This window comes from Fibrella arboris (assembly GCF_041321095.1).
Classification (GTDB): Bacteria; Bacteroidota; Bacteroidia; order Cytophagales; family Spirosomataceae; genus Fibrella; species Fibrella arboris.
Genome location: NZ_JBGGWE010000013.1, coordinates 1 through 19,251, shown reverse-complemented (window position 1 = coordinate 19,251; position 19,251 = coordinate 1). Strand labels below are relative to the sequence as shown.

Below are 19,251 nucleotides of genomic sequence, written 5' to 3'. Positions count from 1 at the left end.
TGGTCGCGCAGCTATAGCGCGATGTGTTTCAAAGCAGGGTGACTATCGACATACGACTATTGCCTTTTTTGACTTACAACGCGCTATGACCATCACCCTCACCGACAATCCCGCTGATCTGGCTCAGAAAGCGGCCGAGTGGATCACCGATTACGCCGAGCGTATGCTGGAGCAGCGCGACCGATTCACAATCGCGTTATCGGGTGGCAGTACGCCCAAAGCGCTCCACGAACTACTGGCCAAACCACCCCTCCGCGACCGGATCGACTGGAGCCGGGTGCATGTGTTCTGGGGCGACGAACGGTTCGTGCCGCTGACCGACGAGAAGAACAACGCCCGTATGGCCTTCGATACGTTGCTGGACCACGTACCGGTACCTCACGATCATATCCACGTGATGCAAACAGACGTGCCACCCGCGGCGTCGATGGCTGAGTACGATAAACTGCTGCATACGTATTTCGACGGCCACGCCCACACCTTCGATCTGGTGCTACTTGGCATGGGCGATGACGGGCACACGCTCTCGCTATTTCCCGGAACCGAAGTCGTGAATGAAGACCAGGCCTGGACGAAAGCCTTCTTTCTCACCCAGCAGGATATGTTCCGCCTGACACTGACCGCGCCAGTCGTGAACAAGGCCGCAGCGGTGCTGTTCCTGGTGGCCGGGGCCAACAAAGCCGATGCGCTTGAGGAGGTGTTGCACGGCACGTACCAACCCGATACGTACCCAGCACAACGGATTAAACCAGAAAACGGTGAGCTGATCTGGTTTATAGATAAAGCCGCTGCCGCGAAACTGTAAGGATTTTACCACAGACCGGTCCGACGTTTCGGCGGTAATGGCCACGGAGTGCGCAGCGGTGCTTTGCCATTTAGTTGGCATTAGTTGGCCCGTAAGAAGTTATTGCTCTACCTATAATTTTATGCCTCGCAACCCCGGCAGGGGTGTCATGTCCATAGCGCTAAGCAGACCCGATACAGATCTAGCCCCGTCAGGGGCGACATGTGGCAAAGACTCCTTAAACATGTCGCCCCTGACGGGGCTAGATCGTTGATGAGAAAGCAATTTTTCTATTAACGTGAGTTATGGATAAGGCCATCGTTAACTATCCGGTAGTTAAGTAGTTGCTTCTCGAGTCAAAGGGCACGACTCGCGAAGCGATACTATCCAGACCCCATCCATAACTCACGTTATTAACACATCACTCCTGACGGGGTTGTACCTGTTGGCCTGCTCTAGCTCTTGACCTCTGTGTTCTCTGTGACCCTCCATGCCGAGACGTCGTACTGCTCTGTGATGAAATCCTTCCTACCGCTGGGTGCCGAAGTCGTTGACCCAGTAATATTTGTACGTACTCGTGGCGCTGTAGGCGTAACCAACGCCCACTTCTTTAAACGCCGGATTCATGATGTTGGCGCAGTGGCCGGGCGATTTCAGCCAGCCATCTACTACGGTGCGGGCGGTGGTGTAACCGGCGGCGATGTTTTCACCGGCTGTACGCCAGCTGTACCCTTCGCGCGTCATCCGGTCCCAGGGCTGTGACCCGTCGCGGCCGGTGTGGCTGAAGTAATTGTAGGTAGCCAGATCGAGCGCAAACTTATCAGAGGCCGTATTCAGCTTCGTGTTCAGGGCCAGCGCCGGGGCGGGCGCGTAGGTGGTACTTCCGCACAGACACGACCTGGAGCGGGCGGCGTTCAGGTACGTTAGAATTTCCTGTTGCATGGCCGCCGATGCTGCGCGGGCGCCAGACGGCTTTACCTCGATCGACCCCGTTACTAGGCCCGATGAGCTGGCCGATGCCCCTTCGCTGGCAATACTCGTCGATGACGTAGCCACCGGAACCTGATGCTGAGCAGGATCCGGCACGTTATCTGATTGGCAGGCGGCCATGCCGAACAGGGCGATCAATACCCCTAAACCATACGACTTTTTCATGTATAGATGTTTATGTGTTCGATTGTAGAACGGTCAACAAGGATGGCTGGTATCTGGCTGAATACTGGTCGCTGGAGTAGGTTATCCGATTGGACCGGTATCGCTCTGGTTACGAGTTAGCTACAGGCGTATTAAATTTCAGAGGGAAGTTTCAGGTTCTAGCTAAGTGGACCTCCTTACGGTATGGTGGAGCCGCGGCCCATCGTTATATTGCCTCCCGTATTTTCCCCACTCGTATGCGCTCCACTGTACTGCTTCTCATTGCCCTGTTCACCCTTCCGTCGCTGTACGCACAATCAGTCGGTACAACGGCCCCGTCGCTGGTTTTGTCGGAGCGCGACCGGGCCAAACAGATCGACGATGTACTGGAAGATCGATTTACGAACCTGCTGCCCCAACTGATGCGGCGTGAAGGCATCGACATGTGGGTGATCATCTCGCGCGAATACAACGAAGATCCCGTGCTGAAAACGATGCTACCTTCGACCTGGCTCTCAGCCCGGCGGCGAACGATCATGGTATTTTTCGATCGGGGCGAGAAAGAGGGACGGTCGGATGGCCGTACCCCCGCCGATGCGGTTGAGAAACTGGCCATTGCCCGCTACGACGTAGGTACGTTACTGAAAGGAGCGTGGGATATCGATGTGCGGCCCAATCAGTGGGATGCGCTGGCGGCCATTATTGCCGAACGCAAACCAAAGAAGATTGGGCTGAACCGCTCGACCAACTACGCCCACGCTGATGGGTTGACAGCCACTGAGCAGACGGAATTCCTGGAGAAATTGCCCGCTGAGTACCAGAAACGCATTGTTTCGGCCGAGAAACTGGCCGTTGGCTGGCTGGAGACGCGTACCCGGAAAGAGATGGCGCTCTACCCGATGATCTGCCGACTGTCGCACCAGATTATTCAGGAAGGGCTATCGGAGCAGGTGATTCAGCCGGGTGTGACCACGACCGACGATGTGGTGTGGTGGTTCCGTCAGCGCATTACCAACCTGGGCCTGGCTACCTGGTTTCATCCGACCGTTGATGTGCAGCGCGCCGACTCGAATGAGTTCAATCACCTGCGGACCTTCTCGAAACGCCCGGACAAAGAAGTGATTCAGGCGGGCGATCTGCTGCATGTCGACTTTGGCATAACGTACCTGCGGCTCAACACTGATCAGCAGCAGCACGCGTACGTACTGCGCCCCGGCGAAACCAGCGTGCCGGAAAGCATCCGAACGGCCTTTCAGAAAGGGAATCGGCTACAGGATATTCTGACTGAGCAGTTTGTGGCGGGTAAAACGGGCAATCAACTGTTGCTGTCGGCGCTGGACCAGGCAGCGAAGGAAGGCATCAAAGGCACCATTTATTCACACCCGATTGGTGTGCACGGCCACGCCGCCGGACCCACCATCGGTCTCTGGGATCAGCAGAAAGGCGTTCCCGGTCCCGGCGATTACCCGTTGCAGGCCAACACCGCCTATTCTATCGAACTGAACGCCGCCGTTGAGATCCCGGAATGGAAGAAAATAGTGCGTATCATGCTGGAAGAAGACGGCTTTTTCGACGGGCAAAAATTCCGCTACATCGACGGCCGCCAGACCGAGATCTATACCATCCCCCGAACCCTTGGGTACGTTCGGTAGGCTTATTTCAATCGGGGATCGAACAAATGGGGTTCAATGCTGACCAGCTTGAGCGTCTGATGGTCAGGGTGTAGTGGATTGAGCAGGTAGATAAACTCACTGGGCGCTATGGCCGAAGGAACGCGCATGATCCAATGTGTTCGTTCGGCAAGCCACTGTTCCGTTAGGTCGGCCAACTGGTCCAGGTAAGGCCAACTCCGCCAATCGGTCGGCAAGTCGGCGGCGTCAACCGGCTTTATTGTCGCTTTAGCAGGCACCTCGACTGTGGCCAGCATCCGGCCAATTGGCAAACCGGGGGAATGAGCCAGTACTTCAATCATGGCTAGTGAAACATGATCCGCCAGATAGACAAGTGGTGTTCCGCGCCGATTCCAACGCCCCGGAGTAAATAACCCACCTGTGCCAGTCAAATCAGACGCGTAACGGTCATCAGCCATCCGGTACAGTATCATAGAGTAAAGCACCTCCCCCATAACGCGTTTGTGAAGCATAAGGAGAGTTTGGGCCTTCGTTCTTTTTCTGGTCTATCAAGAAAAAACGCCATGAAGAATTCGGTTCAACTCGTCCATTACGTATTGGCGACCAATCATCGAGTGGAGCATGTCGGTAGGCCGCTGATTGTTCATTGCGGGTATTTTGGTTTGAAGCCAACGCTCGAAATCAGGCTGGTTTCTGAACACGTCGACACCTTTGGCGTACAACTCGGATAACGAAATTGCTTTTTCCGTCTCGTCCGATGTCAATCTTGCTTTTGCTCGGATCCGGCGCTGGTAGGTACTTTCAGAAATGGCCAGAATATGGCTCATCTGCTTATTGGTAAAGCCAAAACTACTTTGCAAAAAAGCGGCAGACTCCATTGGAATACCTTCTTTCACAATTTCCATGAGGTCAAAATCATGTCGAACTGCCCGTTTGATAAGCTGGTCACCACCCAATCCTTCAATGATCTTACGAATCGATACCTGCATGGGAGTTTGATAGTTTTACTACTGTCATTTGATAACACCTCGACAAAGGTAATAATTCTTTATAACGCTTTTTGCCTGCGTAGTACCTTTGCGGCGTACAACACGTGAAAGACTGACAAGGCTTCCAGCATCCTAATGCATCGTCCTGGCCGCTCTTTCACTCATTCACTCTTTCACTCTTTAATCAATGGAGTTCCGGATAGAAAAAGACACGATGGGCCAGGTGCAGGTACCAGCCAACGTGTACTGGGGCGCGCAGACGCAGCGCTCGATTGAAAACTTCAAAATTGCGCAGGACATCAACCGCATGCCGCGCGAGATCATTCGGGCATTTGCCGTGCTGAAGAAAGCCGCCGCCCTGACGAACCTCGACGCCGGTGTATTGTCACAGGAAAAATGTGAGCTGATTGCCCGTGTCTGCGACGAAATCCTGGCGGGTGAACTGGCCGATCAGTTTCCGCTGGTGGTGTGGCAAACGGGTTCAGGTACGCAGAGCAACATGAACGTCAACGAAGTGGTGGCTTACCGCGCCCACGTGCTCAACGGCGGTTCACTGCTCGACGAGAAGAAAGCCATTCACCCGAACGACGACGTCAACAAGTCGCAAAGCAGTAACGACACCTTCCCGACGGCCATGCACATTGCGGCCTATCAGGCGCTGGTCGAGGTGACGATCCCGGGTATTAAAAAGCTGCGTGATACGCTCGACGCCAAGGCGAAGGAGTTTATGCACGTAGTGAAGATCGGACGTACCCACTTCATGGACGCTACCCCGCTGACAGTAGGGCAGGAGTTCTCCGGGTACGTGTCGCAACTCGACCACGGCCTCCGGGCGATCAATAATTCATTGGCGCACCTGAGCGAACTGGCCCTGGGCGGAACGGCCGTGGGAACCGGCATCAACACGCCCCCGAACTACTCGGAAAATGTAGCCAGGCACATTGCCAATCTGACGGGTTTGCCCTTCGTGACGGCCGAGAATAAATTTGAGGCCCTGGCCGCGCATGATGCCATTGTGGAAGCCCACGGTGCCTTGAAAACCGTTGCCGCCAGCCTGATGAAGATTGGCAACGACGTGCGCATGCTGTCGAGTGGTCCGCGGGCGGGCATTGGCGAGCTGTTTATCCCCGACAACGAACCGGGCAGCAGCATCATGCCGGGTAAGGTGAACCCCACGCAGTGCGAAGCCATGACGATGGTGGCGGCGCAGGTGATGGGCAACGACGTAGCGATTAACATCGGCGGCATGAATGGCCACTTTGAATTGAACGTGTTCAAGCCGGTGATGATCTTCAATTTCCTGCACTCGGCCCGCCTGATCGGCGATGTGTGTGTGTCGTTCAACGACAAGTGCGCCGAAGGCATTCGTCCCATCGAAGCGAACATCGAGAAGCACGTGCAGAATTCGCTGATGCTGGTAACGGCGCTCAACACAAAAATCGGCTACTACAAGGCCGCCGAAATTGCCCAGACCGCCCACAAAAATGGCTCGACCCTGAAAGAAACCGCCGTATCGCTCGGCTACCTCACCCCCGACGAGTTCGACCAGTGGGTCGTGCCCGGCGACATGGTCGGTGATGTGAAGTAAGAGAACCCCTTAAAGCGCATGGTCGAATCAACTGTGCGTTTTAAGATTTTCATTCATGCTCACAACCGGAAAAATGATAGAGCTTAAAGCGCATGGTCGAATCAACTGTGCGTTTTAAGGGGTTATGTCCTGTTTATATTGAGGAGTCCAGAGAAGGCTCCACATACTAATCCGCTTTTTTGGCATAAATTGCTAAATACGTGATAGTTGGTTGTCCAATGCCTAAACATCCGGGCTGACTCACTTGAAACACAGAATGAAGCTCAAAGCCTTCTTTGGAGCGAGCTGTAAATCTATTTGCCAGGTCAGGTAAAGCCTTATTCGCAAATTGGGCGCCGATTGGTTCAATGAAATATTGCATAGTATATATAGTTTGAAGTTCAAGGCATATCGGTGCCACCCATACCTGGTTTGCAACGTTTAAGCCGTTTTACCGTGAGGCTGAATCCTTTAAAGAGGCCATATTTACGAAAAGCTAACTCTGAGTAACGTGAGCAACTTGGCTCATAAACGCATCGTTGCCCCAATTTGGGTGAGATTTGAAACCGATACCAGCGAAGAGTTTTAGTAATGACTGCGAGCCAGAGCGGTCTTATGACCGGTAAGAGGTTGTCAACCTGGTCATCGAGTGGCGTTGTGCCGGTTAATGCACGTAGAATGCCAGGTGTGAGCGAAGGATCAGCAAGAAGTTCGACTTCTTGTCCTTCAATGACTATACTATGCGGCTTATGTACCAAAGTCTACTCCTTTGACAAGGGTTTACATTCTGATCATACTGCAATCGAGAACACCGCTAAATATATAGCTCTTGTTAGTAGGTTGACCATTATGAAGTCCCAACTTTATTAAACGTAGCCTTATAGATGATAAACCCACATTTTTTAAAAGATTAAGAAGCTATTTGAGTTAGTCAACTCGTCGCGTAGCGACTTAATGTCTGTAGTTATGTGTCTTTCTATAAGCTTTTCCGTCGCATAGCGACCTGACTGATCTGCTTTTGTCAGGTCGCTATGCGACGGAAGGAGATTCAATCAACTCAATTTTCTACCGACATTAAGTCGCTACGCGACGAGTTGGCTACCTCAAACAGCCTCTAAGGCTTTTAGAAATCTCAATGAGTCCAGCGAAAGCCGGCTGATGTGAAGTTGATTTCGTTCAGATTTTGGCCGGCTACTTTTAGCTGAATGGCCATTGCTTTGGCGGTGCGAAGTTGCCGGATGAGCCGCTGATTATCGTCGAAGAAAAGCAGATTGCCCCGGCCATTGGCTGCTGCGGTGAGTGTGTAGGTCACGGCCTGACCAGTACCGAACCGGATGAGCGCTTTCCCACCCTGATAACTGGGGGCCAGCAAGCCTTTTGAGACAGATAAATAGGCCGTTGTGTTACCTGCCCGATGACGAATCGTTAAGGTAACCACCGAGCCGCCAGCATACGGATAGGGGAGTTGCAACAGATTCGTTGCCTCCAGGGTGGCCTTGTGAGTTGTCCCCGTCGCCCGATCAGTCGTTTGCTGGTACTGCCAGCCAACCGGTGCTGATCCGTTTTTGGGCTGGCCCAGACCAGCACTAGCCGAGGAACAGTGTAGGGTGTAAAGAAAGCCAACCAGCCAAAGTGACAATTGCATAGACGATAAAAGGAAGCCCAGGACAGGAAGCTATGTGCTGGTTTGTTAGGCGTACACCGTTGACAAGCAAAGCAAGTGCAGTACACTACAGAGAGCAGCTGTTATTTCAGCGCGCCCTGCACCGAAATGGTCTGCTGCGTAGTGGCGAACTGACCATCGGGCGTCATGGCGTGCACAACAAGCAGATAACGGCCTTCCTGGTCAGAGGTGTAGAAAGTCAGGTTGGTTTTGCCTTGTAGGCCAGTGGTAACCGCCGGATTCCAATAGAGCAGATTACGGAAATCGGGCAGGCGGCTGGCCAGCTGCGTTGGTGTCGTGTAGGCTGGCGCGCTAAACTCCCGGCGTGTCTGTAATCCGTCGTATTCGAGTACAACCGCGTGCGGGTCGAGCTGAAAACCTCCCAGATCACCTTTATACGTTTTAAAGCTGATGATCCCCGGAAAATTAGCATAGCCCAGCATGTACCGGCGTGTAACGACATCCATAGATTTGATTTTCAGCGGACTAAATGCCATCAGCCGGTCGGTGTCGTAGATGGGTACGCCATCGAGCAGCATCAGTGGATCTTCCTCGAACGGTAGCCGGTAGGGCAGGTTCGTGACGCGCAGTTCAAAATGGCCGTTCTGTCGCCGCACGTGCACGCCAGGTACGTATTCGCTCAAGACTTCTTCCAACACCGTAAAGCGGGTGTACGTATCCAGGTAGTACCGCTCATCGGGGTTTTCGTAGAAGGTGGTACTGTCAATAGCTGGTGGTAGGGCGGTGGCGGCAAACGCAGTAAAATAGCTGTTCTGCACCTGCATGGCCAGGCTTCGTGTCTGCAATGACTCGCTCACCGCCGGTTGCAGCTCTACCGAAGGAAAGGGAAGCATGGTGCCGGTTTCCGTATACGGATTGATCAATTCAACCCGGTACAGACTGTCGTTCCTGGCGGTTTGTACCACGATGTCGTTGGGGCCGTATACGCCGGTCAGCTCATACCGCACCAGTCCTTTGGCATCACTGCGCGAATTGTAGAGCTGGATGGATTTACCCGGTATGGCCAGGTACGTCTGGATATCGCCCGCGGGCATACCCGTTCGGGAGTCGGTTACACGACCCAGAATAACATGCCCACGGTGTTCCGGGACCTGATCGGATGAGAGCGGTTTGGGCTGAATCACGTTGTTCCAGCTGAACCGTCGCCACCCGTGGGTCAGCAGCAGGTTGTCGAGGGCCTCGTCTGCCTGGGGACCGGTTTGGCGCAGGTAGAAGCTGGGCGACTCCACGTTGCCGCGCAGATCAGACGTCAGCCAGACGTAATCCGGCAGGGTTAGTCCTTCGTCTGTTTGCAGCGAGTCGAGCCGGTAAACCGAGATGGAACCACTTGAAGCCACCGGTGCGCCAGCCAGCGTAGCCGCGGTGAGGCTGACCTGCACCTGATCGCGGGGGGCAAAACTGGCTTTGTTAGGCGTTAGCTGGAGGGAAAGGCCCGTTTGCGGCCGCCGGCCAACCAGTCGTTCGCAAACAGGCTGACCAGTCGCATCGAAGAGGGTGAGGTGTGAAATGCCTTCTCCCAAACTAGTGACCGGCAAGGAGAACTGCGCCTGCCCACTGACCAGAGGCAGTGCTCTGGCTACGTTCACCTGCTGCCGGGTATGGCCAATCAGGTATACGGTCGTGGCATTGGGCAGATTGGAGGCCACCATGATGCGTAGCTGACCATCGCCCTGACTGATCGCCTGCATGGTGTAGCCCGCTTCGTCGATGGCGGGGAGCGGTCGGCTCAGCGAACGACCATTCCGGGCGGTTAGCACAACCCGGTAGCGGGCAGCGGGAACGGGCGTGAACGTGAACGTACCCAGCCCGAACTTCAGCGACGAAAAGCGCGCAATCGTATCATTGGCCGCGCCCACGAGTGCCCCCCGACAATCGACGCCCCGGCCCGTTTTTTTGTCCGTCAGTTTGAAGGCTACCCGGGCAGGCAGCCCGTTGACCAGGTGGCCGCCCTCGGGGAAAAACTCGGCGTCGTAGGTCAGCGAATCGGTTGGCGTCGGCATCCCCAGCCTGCGGAATGAATTGACGATGGTAATGGGTTTCTCGAAAAGGAACTCCCGATTCGTGGTCTTCATCCACTGCGTATAGGCCCGTACCACATACTGCCCGGATGCCAGGGCTGTAGGCAGATACAACGAGCCATTTCCCCGGCTGCTGTCGAGGCTTACTTTCGCCTGCGCTACCGCTTTCTGGTCCCGATCCAGCACTTCCAGGTAGGCTATCCGGCTCAGATCGAGCGGCTGATGGGTGGTGCCGTCGACACAGAACAAACTAAACCAGAGCCGTTCGCCAGCCAGGTAGAAAGACCGGTCGGTATGCACGAACAGCTTTTCCTGAAGCGACTGACTCCGGTATAGGTCGAGTTGCTGCTGAAGCCGGGGAAGCACCGGCTGCTGGGCCAGCGTAAGGTGAGCCGCCAGTAGCAGACCGCTCGCTGTCAATACGTTTTTCATCCTTATTGGGGCCAGAAAGAGGGTCTTGTCGTGGTGCCGATATCCCGGCAGTCGGCGCAATGCGTACCAGTGGCCAGGTATTGCACGTTGGGCGTCAGTTCTTTAATGGCAATGTAGCCACCTCCCGGGCTTAATAAGGAACTAAGTGGCACTGGAGGTGCCTCTCCCGGGATGGGAATAGTATCCAGTTTACACTGCTCGTATCCTGTGCGCAGCAAATTGTACGGTAGATCGAGGGGGCGCGTCAGAAACACACGTACCTGCTCGGTAGTATAGCCGTCCAAAAAGCCGATTACGGGTTCGGTCGGGTTGGTCAGGCTATGAACATTGCTGCTTATCTGGGAGGGGAGCGGGTCGAACAGGCCGCCGAGCTGTTCGGTCGTTTTTTGCAGATTCTCCCAATAGGCGTAGCCCTCCGGCGACTGGGCATACTGCTTCACCATCAGGCTGTACTTGATCCAGAGCTTGGGTGAACTGCCGGGGATAAACAAGAGTGGCGCCTTATTCAGCACATCCTGCGTCAGCCGGGACGTATTGCCCAGGAGAATGGCCGTTGATACCTGCGTTTTCCAGCAATGATTGACGGGCGGACTGGTACGCATCACAACCCGGTTATTGACATAATCGAAGGGCGACTCGTAGGGTGTGCGAATCTCGTACGTGTCTTCGTATTCCCAACGGTAGTAGCGTGTCTTGTTCGTGGCGTCGTGGGCGTTGACGTAGATCTGGAGTCCATCGTTCTCGATAGCCCAGGAAAGGCTATCGATTTTGGGGGTTTGCTTGATCGTGATCGGGTCGGTGAGGTACTCGCTGCCGCCCGCTGTTTTGATGCGTACCCGGTACGATTTTCCAATGGGCAGGTTCGTGTTAGCCAGCGTATACGTACCTGTAGCGCCCTCCACGAAGGAAAAGGTTTCGCCAGAAACGCCCTCGGCTTTGATGACCGCCTTTGTTTCTACAACCGGTTTGGTCGTCGCGCTCAGGTTCTGGGTGCGCGAGAGTTTAATGACGCTGTTGCCCAGTCCACCATTCAAAAACCCGTCGACAACGAGGTACTGGTTGGGCGCTGTTATCTGTGGTGGCCGATAGGGGTCAATGCAACTGCCAATCAGCAGGAGTAAGATCCCGTAGAGGGCCCATCGTTTATAGGTGAAAGTAGTCATTCGTCAGAATCTGAAATTGTACGTGAGTGTTGGTATCGGGTTGCCAAAGATGGAGAGCTGGTAACCCCGGATGGCGCCATTGCCTGAATTGAAATACACGGAATAAGGATTGTGTCGGCCCGTCAGGTTATACAGACCCGCTGTCCAGGAGCTGTGCGCCAGCTTCTTGACCTTATGATTCCCCTCAATGTTGATCGAGAGGTCGGTGCGGAAATAATCGGGTATACGGTACTGGTTGCGGTCTGAATAAAACACCCGTTCGGCTCCACCCAGCACGTATTTGGCCAGGGGTAGGGTAATGGGGCGGCCAGTGCTGTAGGTGGCGTTGAACGAGATGCTGAACCGGCGGTTGATCTTATAGTTACCGATCAGCGTAATGTCATGGGGTTTGTCGTAACTACTGGGGTACCAGTTACCGTTATTCACCACGTCTGATGCATACATATCAACGGTTCGCAGCAGGGAGCGGGCAAACGTGTAGCTGACCCACCCGTTCAGCTTGCCGGTCAGTTTCTTCACCATCAGCTCAACGCCATAGGCTACGCCCTCAGCCCGCACCACGTCGGTTTCGAGGTGATGATTGAGCAGCAGGGTCGCCCCACTTTTATAGTCGAGCTGGTTGGTCAACGTGCGGTAGTAGCCTTCCAGTGATACCTCGATGGTGTTGGCGCGCAGATTTTTATAGAAACCCAGCGAATACTGATCCCCAAGCTGCGGCTGAATGTAGGCGTCGCTCAGCTTATAGATGTCGAGCGGTGAAACGGCCACCGTGTTCGATAACATATTCAGGTACTGCCGCATCCGGTTGTAGCTGGCTTTTACGGACAGATCGTCGGTGATGGCGTAGCGCAGTCCAACGCGGTATTCGGGCCCCTGATAGGTTTTCACGACACGCCCGCCACCATAGGAAACGGTGTCGATGATGTTGGCCTCTGTGCGCGTCACGCCAGGTACGTACCCATACACCTGGCTGGGCCCCAGGTTCATAAAGAGCGAATAACGCAGCCCCACATTGAGCGACAGCCGCTGGCTCAGGTCGAATCGGTCGCCGATGTAAAGGGCCGATTCGACGCCCTGTTCGCCGGGCACCACGTTGGGGGCGATGAGCGAGGCGGCCCCGCTGGGTTGCAGGTTGCCGGGCTGGAGTTTGTAGAGGGTGCTACCGATCCCGAAATCGATGGTGTGCTGCGCGTTCGGGTAATAGTTGACATCGGCTTTCAGCGCGCTCTGCTTAATATCGAAGCCAAATTTGAAGGCATTGGTCGGGTTCTTATCGCTCGACACGTCGTACTGATACCGGCTGTACGTACCCGTCAGGACCCCGTAAAGTTTACTGCTGAAGATATGCTTCCATTTGAGTGAGGCCACCTGATTCTGGTATGTATACAGACTATCGCTATTCAGCTTGAACTGGTCGCGGCTGGTATAGGCCGTCAGGTAGAAGGTATTTTTCTCGTTGGCTTCGTGGGTCAGGTGCAGGTTCAGGTCATAAAAAGAGGCCTTACTATTCTGGTAGGCGGCATTGGCCAGTTGTTTCAGGAGCCAGTCGGAATAGGTGGAGCGCACCCCGATCAGGAATGACGTTTTTTCGGAAAGAAGTGGCCCTTCCAGCGTGAGTCGGCCGGTAAGCGGACCGATCCCTCCCGATCCAACGAGCTTTTTCTTGTTCCCGTCGCGGGTACTGACATCCAGCACCGAGGAGAGCCGACCACCAAAGCGGGCTGGAATGGCGCTTTTGTACAGCTCCACCGACTTAATGACATCGGGGTTGAAGGCCGAGAAGAAACCAAAAAGATGGGATGGGTTGTAGATCACGGCGTCGTTGAACAGGATCAGGTTTTGCCCGGCCGAACCGCCGCGTACGTTAAAGCCAACCGTTCCTTCGCCCACCGATTTGACCCCCGGTAACGTCAACACCACCCGGATCAGGTCGGCTTCGCCCAGCACCGTGGGTACCTGCTTGATCGTGCGGATGTCGAGGCGTTCGGCTCCCATCTGCAGGCCAGCCACGTTCAGGTCTTTTTTAGCACCAACAATGACTTCCCGCAGTGGCACAACTTCTTCATCCATGTCGATATCGAGCTTGCCGTCGCCGTAAAGCAGGATTTGACGTTTGGTGTCTTTCATGCCGATGCTCCTGATCTTCAGCTCGTGCCGACCGCGGGGCAGACTGATCGAGTAGGTGCCGTACTGATCGGTGGTGACGCCAATCCGCGGCTTGTCGATCAGCACGTAGACACCGATGGCTGGTTCGCCCGTGGTGGTGCTGCGGATCCGTCCGGCGAGTGTGGCATTGCCAGTGCGGCTTCCGCTGCCTCTGGAGCCAATCTCGAATAGTTTTGTTTCCAGCGACAGCCGGGCCTTTTCGCGGGCGGCTCCATACTCAACGTTTGTGGTATCATCGGCCGGATTGGCTGGTCCCCGGTCGAAAAAACCGGCGGGTAACGTGGTACGAATGGCCTGATTGGCCGTGATGAGCACCCGGTTACGCGCATCGATGGCAAAGCGTAGTGGTGTGCCGTCGAACACGCTGGTCAAGACCGAAATCAGTGACCTGTCGGAAATCTGCCCTTGTACCGACACACTGTCTACGTCGGCAGGGTTGTAATAAAACCGGTAGGCGGTGCGGGCTTCCACAGCCTCAACAAACTGCCTGAACGATAGCGAGTTGACACTGTTGATCGTAATCGACTGGGGTGTCTGGCCAAAGCCCCGTTGCGCTAACGTACCCAGCACTAAAGCTAGTAAAAACAGACGGTACAAGTTGGTCATAATGAGTTGGTCAGGGCGTCATACTGTTGAGCAAGTTTCAAAAAAGCCGCAACGGGCGAGGGGCGGAACTTGAGCTTTTGTTGACGGCTATAGGTGGCCAGTTGCTTCCGCCGGTCTTCCAGCAGGGCGAGTATGGCCCGCTTTGTCCTGATCTGCACGTACTGGCCGTTTTTGCGGAGATAGTACGTTGTTTTCGGATTGAAGATGCCATAGCCAAAGGAGGTGGGGTTCACCAGCACCTCCTTTTTGTAACGGGCCAGTAACTGGGTGGGTCCATTGTACAATACATCATAGAACCCACTCGGCATACCCTGCGCGGCGCTGTCGAGCCGGATAAAGGTGTGGCCCGTATACGTAAACGTCTGCACCTGGTCTGAGTGCAACGCTAACCGATAGCCACTATAATGCACCACAATCAGCACATCCTTCACAATATCGTAGAGCATCGGTACGTCGAAGCGGGTGCCTTTATAGGTGATCTGCCCCTGCTGCATCGTGTCATTCGGGTAGTAGGCGTGGCCGGTCAGTCGCCGGTCGTAGCTGATGTATTCGGGGCCATCGTAGAGGTGTTCGGGCGTGGTGCTGACCTGATCATGCCGGGCCAGTGCAACGGCAAGGGCCGATCGGGTAAGACCGGTGCTGTCGCGGCTGGTCGATTGCCCATGGGCGGGCACCAACAGTAGACTACCCCAGACCAGTGTAAAGAGGAAACGCATCATAGCATGAAAAGAAGCTGCAATCTATATCCAGCTCAAATAAGTTTATGAACTTACGTTGATTCAATAATCTATTTAATGCGACATATCGCGTTGGCGGTACGTCGTGAAGTGGATTAGCGCTGAACCACGAGCCGGTCGAGGATGATTTCGAATGCCCGCTTGCCAATGGCCCAACTCTCGGCCGACACGGCCCGGGTAAACGACAGCTGTTCGGTATAAAACCAGGTCTGCCCCACCTGCCCCACCACGATCTCCCGTTCATACGCAGGTACGTTCCCGGCAGCAGGGTGTTGTGCCACGTGCCCATACCAGGCGCGTTGCAACCCGCCAAATGGGGGAAGTGCCTTGAAGTGAGGGGAGTCAAACGCGATTCCATCACGGTGATACTGTTCGTTGAAGAGGCTGGGTAGCCGGGTCATATCTGGTTCGGCCTGTTGCGAAACGGTGGCAATGTATATCCGGCCAATGCGCTGGTCATGAAGTTGCTTTGTCAGCTGAACCTGGTAAAAAAGCTCGTTGCCCAGTGGATTCTCGAGTTGTTGCCAGGAGATCGGGAAGGCTGTCTGGAGGGGTATCGGCGCTGGCCGTACCAACGTTCGAAGCGGCTCGGCGTAGGCCCAGCCCGTGCTGTGGAGCAGGTCGAAGTGCGACAGACAGGCAACGAACACGTCTGCCAGGTGAGCCGTGTATGCCGCTGCGGCGGTGCTGAGTTGAAGCACGAACAGGTGCGCCCCGCCCGATCTTGCCCAGTCTTTCAGCACCAGCCACCGGGAAATGAGCCCGTTTGCCTCTGACAAAACGTCGGGTATAGCGCCGCCTTCCTGTTTTGTATGGCGTTCATGGAGAACGGTTTCCTGCTGGTGTTCCAGGTAGATGGATAGCCAGTCGCAGGGCGAAAGCTCTTCGGGGGTATAAACGATATACACTTTTGCTTCGGCCAACGGACCGGCCATCGAGGTCAAATGGCCCCTAAGTTGAAAGGGCTGCTGAGGCGTCACCTGCCGACGGCTGAATTTGACCTGTCCCCAATTCAGGGGCACCATCAGTTTAAAGTGAAGGGCCGGGTCGGGGTCGAGCTCATCGGTGACAATACCAAACTGCTGCTGTAGCTGTGCGTCGCTGAAGGGCGATTGAATGGGAAAGGGGTACGCCATGGGAAAGACAATTAAGGGTGAACAGCCTGCCGCGCCAGAATTTTCTGTGCTTCTGCCTGTTCTATGCACACGCTCTGGTTGGCCACGATAAATTGAGTGTAGGTGCGAAAGCCGAATGTCAGCGTGGGGTTTTTGGTGGAGACCGTCAGGGCGCTATAGGGAATATGAAGCGGTTTGCTGCCAAATCGAAAGAAATCAGGTACGTCGAGGAAGATACCCGTTGCATCGAAGGCAATCTTCAGCGTGTCTGTAAACGTAAAAAAACCGATTAGTCCAGACGTGTACGTATGGCTGGCCGGCATGGCGTCGATACGAAAGCTTTTTTCCAGGGCCGACCACGTACCCAACTTATCGAGGCGGCCACGTCCGCTCATCAGGAAGTAGATACCAAGTACACCAATACTGAAAATGGCAAAGCCAATAAGTTTACCGAAAGTCTCCATAGGATCAGTCTAACTATAGGGTTCAGCCCCAGGCCAGTTACCGGCCCGGTTGGGCTATCCGCCAATCAATACGTTTATGCAGCCCGAAACAACGGTTCCCGGAATACCCGCAGCGCCAAACCCCGGCGTGTTCAGGAAATCGATTTGGGGCGGTGCCAACAGCGGGGGTGGAGCAGGGGCAGGGGCAGCAGGTGGTGGGGGGGGCGGGTCTTTGTATTCCCGGCCGATCGAGAGGCTGGCTTCCAGCCCGGCTCCCAGCAGAAGGGCTCCCAGCTTACCACTGACACCAATATTCAGCCGACCCTCAGCGTGATCGTAGTAGAGCCACCCGCCGCCGCCAATAGCCGCAGTGCCTGCCGCGGCACTGGCTTTGCCTTTCGCCTGCATGTTAATGCCAAAGATAGTGGGCGTTGTAGCGGTGCCTACTCCTTCGCCCTGCAACACATCGGCACCTGCTTCGCCTTTAACGATCAAACCCGAACGCACGCCATCGTTGCCAAGCAGCAGATCACCCTCTGCCTTGGCCCGAAACATATTGGCTTCGCCGCCCACAGCCGCGTAGGCGTTGCGGCCACTGGAATTGGCGGGCGCAATTGACCCGCCCGCTCCCCATTTCATCATCCCTGTTTCGGCGGTTCCGCCCACACCGTAGCCATATCCAGCCCGTGAAGTAGCTTTGCCGTTGGCGTAGAATACATCCATGTTGTGGGTAACCCCGCCCTCGATCGGCCCCAGATCCCCGTAGGCCTGGTTACGCATCCGAACGGCCTCGGTTGCTCCTTCTACCGTATCATACGAGCCATCTTTGTCGGTATCTGTCACCTGACCTTCCGCGTGGATCGCCATGACACCGGGACCCTTGTTGTCAGTATCCTCGTGCGATTTGCCCTGAAACTGCGGCGACCCATTGGCAACGCCTTTCAGCGGTGGGGCTCCTTCGGGCGGGGCCGGCGGAGGCCCCAACACCAGCGGCACACTGATCGCCGACATACCGACGGTCAGGCAACCGGTCAAGTCGGTCATCCGGGCGGCGGGCATGCCATTGATGAGCACGGTGATCGACCCCTGCGTGATAACGCCGACACCGTGAAACGGGCAAACCAGGGGGTCACCCTTGCGGGCGGCGGGCATCCCGCCAATAAAAACGTTCGTGGAGCCAAGCACCAGGCTGCCACCGTGGCCCGCTACATCAAGCATGCGGGCTGCTGGTTTGCCCATCGTTACAGGTAGGTTAGCTATAAAAACCGTCTTCAAGGTACTTAATAAGCACGAACGATTCGATGTTGCCCCCAAAAAGCAGGGTGCCGTTCGCTTAAGCGGCCAACCGGTAGCGTCCAGGCATTGGGCAGGTACGTTGGCCTACGCCTTTTTTCAGGCAGTCGACCGGTAGAGGCATAGGGATGAACTGGAAAAAAAACGTTCTTTACTAAAAATTTTACCAAACCCGTTCCGTCCATGACGCTCGTCAGCAACAACATCAAATACTTACGAAAGTTGAATGGCTTAACGCAGGAGCAGTTTTCGCAGCGTATCGGCATAAAAAGGTCGCTGTTGGGGGCGTATGAGGAAGCGCGGGCCAACCCGAACTGGAACACCCTCATCACGATTGCTAAACTGTTCAATACCTCCGTTGATCAGCTACTGAAGCAGGACTTACGCAAGATCCGTGAAACGCCAGACCTAAGCCTGCCGATTGGTCAGCCTGGTAGCGGGGTCAGAGCAGCCTCTCCACCGCCCATCTTCAGCGATACCGACGATGAGGAAGATGACTTTATTACCTCTCCCCCCCAAATCAGCGACCCCAAATTACCCGTCGATCGGGAGCTGATCGGCCCCGAGCCCCAGCCGCTGGTTAACGTGCTGGAAAAATATTACAAAGCCCCGTCGGAACGCCCGGCCGCCGATCGGCCGTCGCCCACGCCGGTGCGTCCGAACCCGCTGGAACGGGGCGAAACCGAGCGGAGCGTGCCCCAGCCAGGTCCGTTGTACGAGGAAATACGGGCCCGGTCGGGGCAACCCGTTCAAACCCCGGCGTTCACCGTCAGTCGCGGTGCCGATGGGTTTGCGGCCGGGGCCGAACCCTTACCGACCTTCAACAATCATTTTGAAAAAGCCCCGGCCCCGGCCGCTCCTATGCCCGAACGGGCACACGCCAGCGATCAGGCGCAGGTGATTCATTATGTGTATCAGGCTCAGTTTGGCGATTACCAGCAGCGTTTTCAGCAGCCCGACTACCTGAGTCGGTTGCCAACCATGCGTCTGCCGATGCTACCGGTCGGGCAATACCGTGCCTTCGAAGCCGACAGTGATTTTACCTTCCCCGGCGCCTGGCTGATCGGACAGTTTGTGCGCAACTGGTTCGAGATTACCGACGGGCAGTTCTATGTGTTGCTGGTGCAGCACCAGGGCATTCTGGCCCGGCGGGTATTTAGCCAGATAAAAGACAAAGGCACGCTGCTGCTCACCGCCGACAAGCCGAACGTACCCAACCGCGAAGTAGCGCTAAAAGACGTGCTGGAAGTGTGGGACGTGAAAGCCTTTGTCAGCCAGCAGTTACCGCCGCCAGCCCCCCGCTACGACCGCATCCGCCAATTAGCCGACGAGCTCCGTTACGAAGTGGAACGGTTGAAGTGAGGGGGGGAGGAAGGGAGGAAGGGAGGAAGGGAGGAAGGGAGGAAGGGAGGAAGGGAGGAAAGGAGGAAAGGGAGGAAGGGAGGAAAGGAGGAAAGGGAGGAAGGGAGGAAAGGGAGGAAGGGAGGAA

Annotated in this window: 17 protein-coding genes; 4 read left to right on the top strand and 13 right to left on the bottom strand. The window is 55.4% G+C overall.

The genetic code is table 11. The features are described from left to right. Positions 1-85 precede the first annotated feature (85 nt). On the top strand, positions 86-805 hold the full coding sequence (gene pgl / locus ACAW75_RS20490; RefSeq protein WP_370730620.1) for a 6-phosphogluconolactonase: 720 nt from the start codon (positions 86-88) through the stop codon (positions 803-805). A gap of 507 nt (positions 806-1,312) precedes the next feature. Here the strand turns inward: pgl and ACAW75_RS20485 are convergent. After that, the gene (locus tag ACAW75_RS20485) at positions 1,313-1,939 is read right to left on the bottom strand and encodes a CAP domain-containing protein (protein WP_370730619.1); all 627 of its coding nucleotides are present in this window, start codon (positions 1,937-1,939) and stop codon (positions 1,313-1,315) included. 236 nt (positions 1,940-2,175) lie between these two features. Between ACAW75_RS20485 and ACAW75_RS20480 the strand changes: the two genes are divergently transcribed. Further along, the gene (locus tag ACAW75_RS20480) at positions 2,176-3,570 is read left to right on the top strand and encodes a M24 family metallopeptidase (protein WP_370730618.1); all 1,395 of its coding nucleotides are present in this window, start codon (positions 2,176-2,178) and stop codon (positions 3,568-3,570) included. A 2-nt stretch (positions 3,571-3,572) separates the two neighbouring features. On the opposite strand, the gene ACAW75_RS20475 is transcribed toward ACAW75_RS20480, so the two are convergent. Together ACAW75_RS20475 and ACAW75_RS20470 are read right to left on the bottom strand one after the other, a co-directional pair. Continuing rightward, complete coding sequence (locus ACAW75_RS20475) at positions 3,573-4,061, bottom strand: RES family NAD+ phosphorylase (protein WP_370730617.1); 489 nt, start codon at positions 4,059-4,061, stop codon at positions 3,573-3,575. A gap of 36 nt (positions 4,062-4,097) precedes the next feature. Beyond that, complete coding sequence (locus ACAW75_RS20470) at positions 4,098-4,538, bottom strand: Xre family toxin-antitoxin system antitoxin (RefSeq protein ID WP_370730616.1); 441 nt, start codon at positions 4,536-4,538, stop codon at positions 4,098-4,100. 187 nt (positions 4,539-4,725) lie between these two features. On the opposite strand from ACAW75_RS20470, the gene fumC reads away from it, so the two are divergent. After that, complete coding sequence (gene fumC, locus ACAW75_RS20465) at positions 4,726-6,126, top strand: class II fumarate hydratase (RefSeq protein WP_370730615.1); 1,401 nt, start codon at positions 4,726-4,728, stop codon at positions 6,124-6,126. A gap of 166 nt (positions 6,127-6,292) precedes the next feature. Here the strand turns inward: fumC and ACAW75_RS20460 are convergent, their stop codons facing one another. The 10 genes from ACAW75_RS20460 to ACAW75_RS20415 all read right to left on the bottom strand — a co-directional run bounded on the left by ACAW75_RS20460 (position 6,293) and on the right by ACAW75_RS20415 (position 17,708). Next, positions 6,293-6,487, bottom strand: coding sequence for a hypothetical protein (locus ACAW75_RS20460; RefSeq protein WP_370730614.1), 195 nt, complete (start codon positions 6,485-6,487; stop codon positions 6,293-6,295). 19 nt (positions 6,488-6,506) lie between these two features. Continuing rightward, entirely contained in the window at positions 6,507-6,863 is a 357-nt protein-coding gene (gene yidD / locus ACAW75_RS20455) for a membrane protein insertion efficiency factor YidD (protein ID WP_370730613.1), read from the bottom strand. Between the two features lie 374 nt (positions 6,864-7,237). Continuing rightward, entirely contained in the window at positions 7,238-7,750 is a 513-nt protein-coding gene (locus ACAW75_RS20450) for a hypothetical protein (protein WP_370730612.1), read from the bottom strand. A 101-nt stretch (positions 7,751-7,851) separates the two neighbouring features. Then, positions 7,852-10,239: a hypothetical protein gene (locus ACAW75_RS20445; RefSeq protein ID WP_370730611.1), complete on the bottom strand. Its 2,388-nt coding sequence runs from the start codon at positions 10,237-10,239 to the stop codon at positions 7,852-7,854. 2 nt (positions 10,240-10,241) lie between these two features. After that, positions 10,242-11,402, bottom strand: coding sequence for a DUF4249 domain-containing protein (locus ACAW75_RS20440; RefSeq protein ID WP_370730610.1), 1,161 nt, complete (start codon positions 11,400-11,402; stop codon positions 10,242-10,244). Positions 11,403-11,405: 3 nt separating this feature from the next. After that, positions 11,406-14,174 (bottom strand): TonB-dependent receptor, encoded by a 2,769-nt coding sequence (locus tag ACAW75_RS20435; RefSeq protein WP_370730609.1) that lies wholly within the window; start codon positions 14,172-14,174, stop codon positions 11,406-11,408. Continuing rightward, positions 14,171-14,893 (bottom strand): hypothetical protein, encoded by a 723-nt coding sequence (locus ACAW75_RS20430; protein ID WP_370730608.1) that lies wholly within the window; start codon positions 14,891-14,893, stop codon positions 14,171-14,173. The genes ACAW75_RS20435 and ACAW75_RS20430 overlap by 4 nt, the downstream gene beginning before the upstream one ends. Before the next feature lie 113 nt (positions 14,894-15,006). Next, positions 15,007-16,047, bottom strand: a complete 1,041-nt coding sequence (locus ACAW75_RS20425; RefSeq protein ID WP_370730607.1) for a hypothetical protein — start codon at positions 16,045-16,047, stop codon at positions 15,007-15,009. A gap of 11 nt (positions 16,048-16,058) precedes the next feature. Then, a complete protein-coding gene (locus ACAW75_RS20420) occupies positions 16,059-16,490 on the bottom strand; it encodes a hypothetical protein (RefSeq protein WP_370730606.1) in 432 nt (143 codons plus the stop codon). Positions 16,491-16,544: 54 nt separating this feature from the next. Next, positions 16,545-17,708, bottom strand: coding sequence for a PAAR domain-containing protein (locus tag ACAW75_RS20415; protein ID WP_370730605.1), 1,164 nt, complete (start codon positions 17,706-17,708; stop codon positions 16,545-16,547). Between the two features lie 237 nt (positions 17,709-17,945). Here ACAW75_RS20415 and ACAW75_RS20410 point away from each other — a divergent pair, with 237 nt between their 5' ends. Then, on the top strand, positions 17,946-19,124 hold the full coding sequence (locus ACAW75_RS20410; RefSeq protein ID WP_370730604.1) for a helix-turn-helix transcriptional regulator: 1,179 nt from the start codon (positions 17,946-17,948) through the stop codon (positions 19,122-19,124). Positions 19,125-19,251: the final 127 nt, after the last annotated feature.

Coding starts and splice junctions, on each gene's coding strand:
- pgl (WP_370730620.1), top strand. CDS start 86: ATGACCATCACCCTCACCGACAATCCCGCTGATCTGGCTCAGAAAGCG.
- ACAW75_RS20485 (WP_370730619.1), bottom strand. CDS start 1,939: ATGAAAAAGTCGTATGGTTTAGGGGTATTGATCGCCCTGTTCGGCATG.
- ACAW75_RS20480 (WP_370730618.1), top strand. CDS start 2,176: ATGCGCTCCACTGTACTGCTTCTCATTGCCCTGTTCACCCTTCCGTCG.
- ACAW75_RS20475 (WP_370730617.1), bottom strand. CDS start 4,061: ATGCTTCACAAACGCGTTATGGGGGAGGTGCTTTACTCTATGATACTG.
- ACAW75_RS20470 (WP_370730616.1), bottom strand. CDS start 4,538: ATGCAGGTATCGATTCGTAAGATCATTGAAGGATTGGGTGGTGACCAG.
- fumC (WP_370730615.1), top strand. CDS start 4,726: ATGGAGTTCCGGATAGAAAAAGACACGATGGGCCAGGTGCAGGTACCA.
- ACAW75_RS20460 (WP_370730614.1), bottom strand. CDS start 6,487: ATGCAATATTTCATTGAACCAATCGGCGCCCAATTTGCGAATAAGGCT.
- ACAW75_RS20450 (WP_370730612.1), bottom strand. CDS start 7,750: ATGCAATTGTCACTTTGGCTGGTTGGCTTTCTTTACACCCTACACTGT.
- ACAW75_RS20445 (WP_370730611.1), bottom strand. CDS start 10,239: ATGAAAAACGTATTGACAGCGAGCGGTCTGCTACTGGCGGCTCACCTT.
- ACAW75_RS20440 (WP_370730610.1), bottom strand. CDS start 11,402: ATGACTACTTTCACCTATAAACGATGGGCCCTCTACGGGATCTTACTC.
- ACAW75_RS20435 (WP_370730609.1), bottom strand. CDS start 14,174: ATGACCAACTTGTACCGTCTGTTTTTACTAGCTTTAGTGCTGGGTACG.
- ACAW75_RS20430 (WP_370730608.1), bottom strand. CDS start 14,893: ATGATGCGTTTCCTCTTTACACTGGTCTGGGGTAGTCTACTGTTGGTG.
- ACAW75_RS20425 (WP_370730607.1), bottom strand. CDS start 16,047: ATGGCGTACCCCTTTCCCATTCAATCGCCCTTCAGCGACGCACAGCTA.
- ACAW75_RS20420 (WP_370730606.1), bottom strand. CDS start 16,490: ATGGAGACTTTCGGTAAACTTATTGGCTTTGCCATTTTCAGTATTGGT.
- ACAW75_RS20415 (WP_370730605.1), bottom strand. CDS start 17,708: ATGGGCAAACCAGCAGCCCGCATGCTTGATGTAGCGGGCCACGGTGGC.
- ACAW75_RS20410 (WP_370730604.1), top strand. CDS start 17,946: ATGACGCTCGTCAGCAACAACATCAAATACTTACGAAAGTTGAATGGC.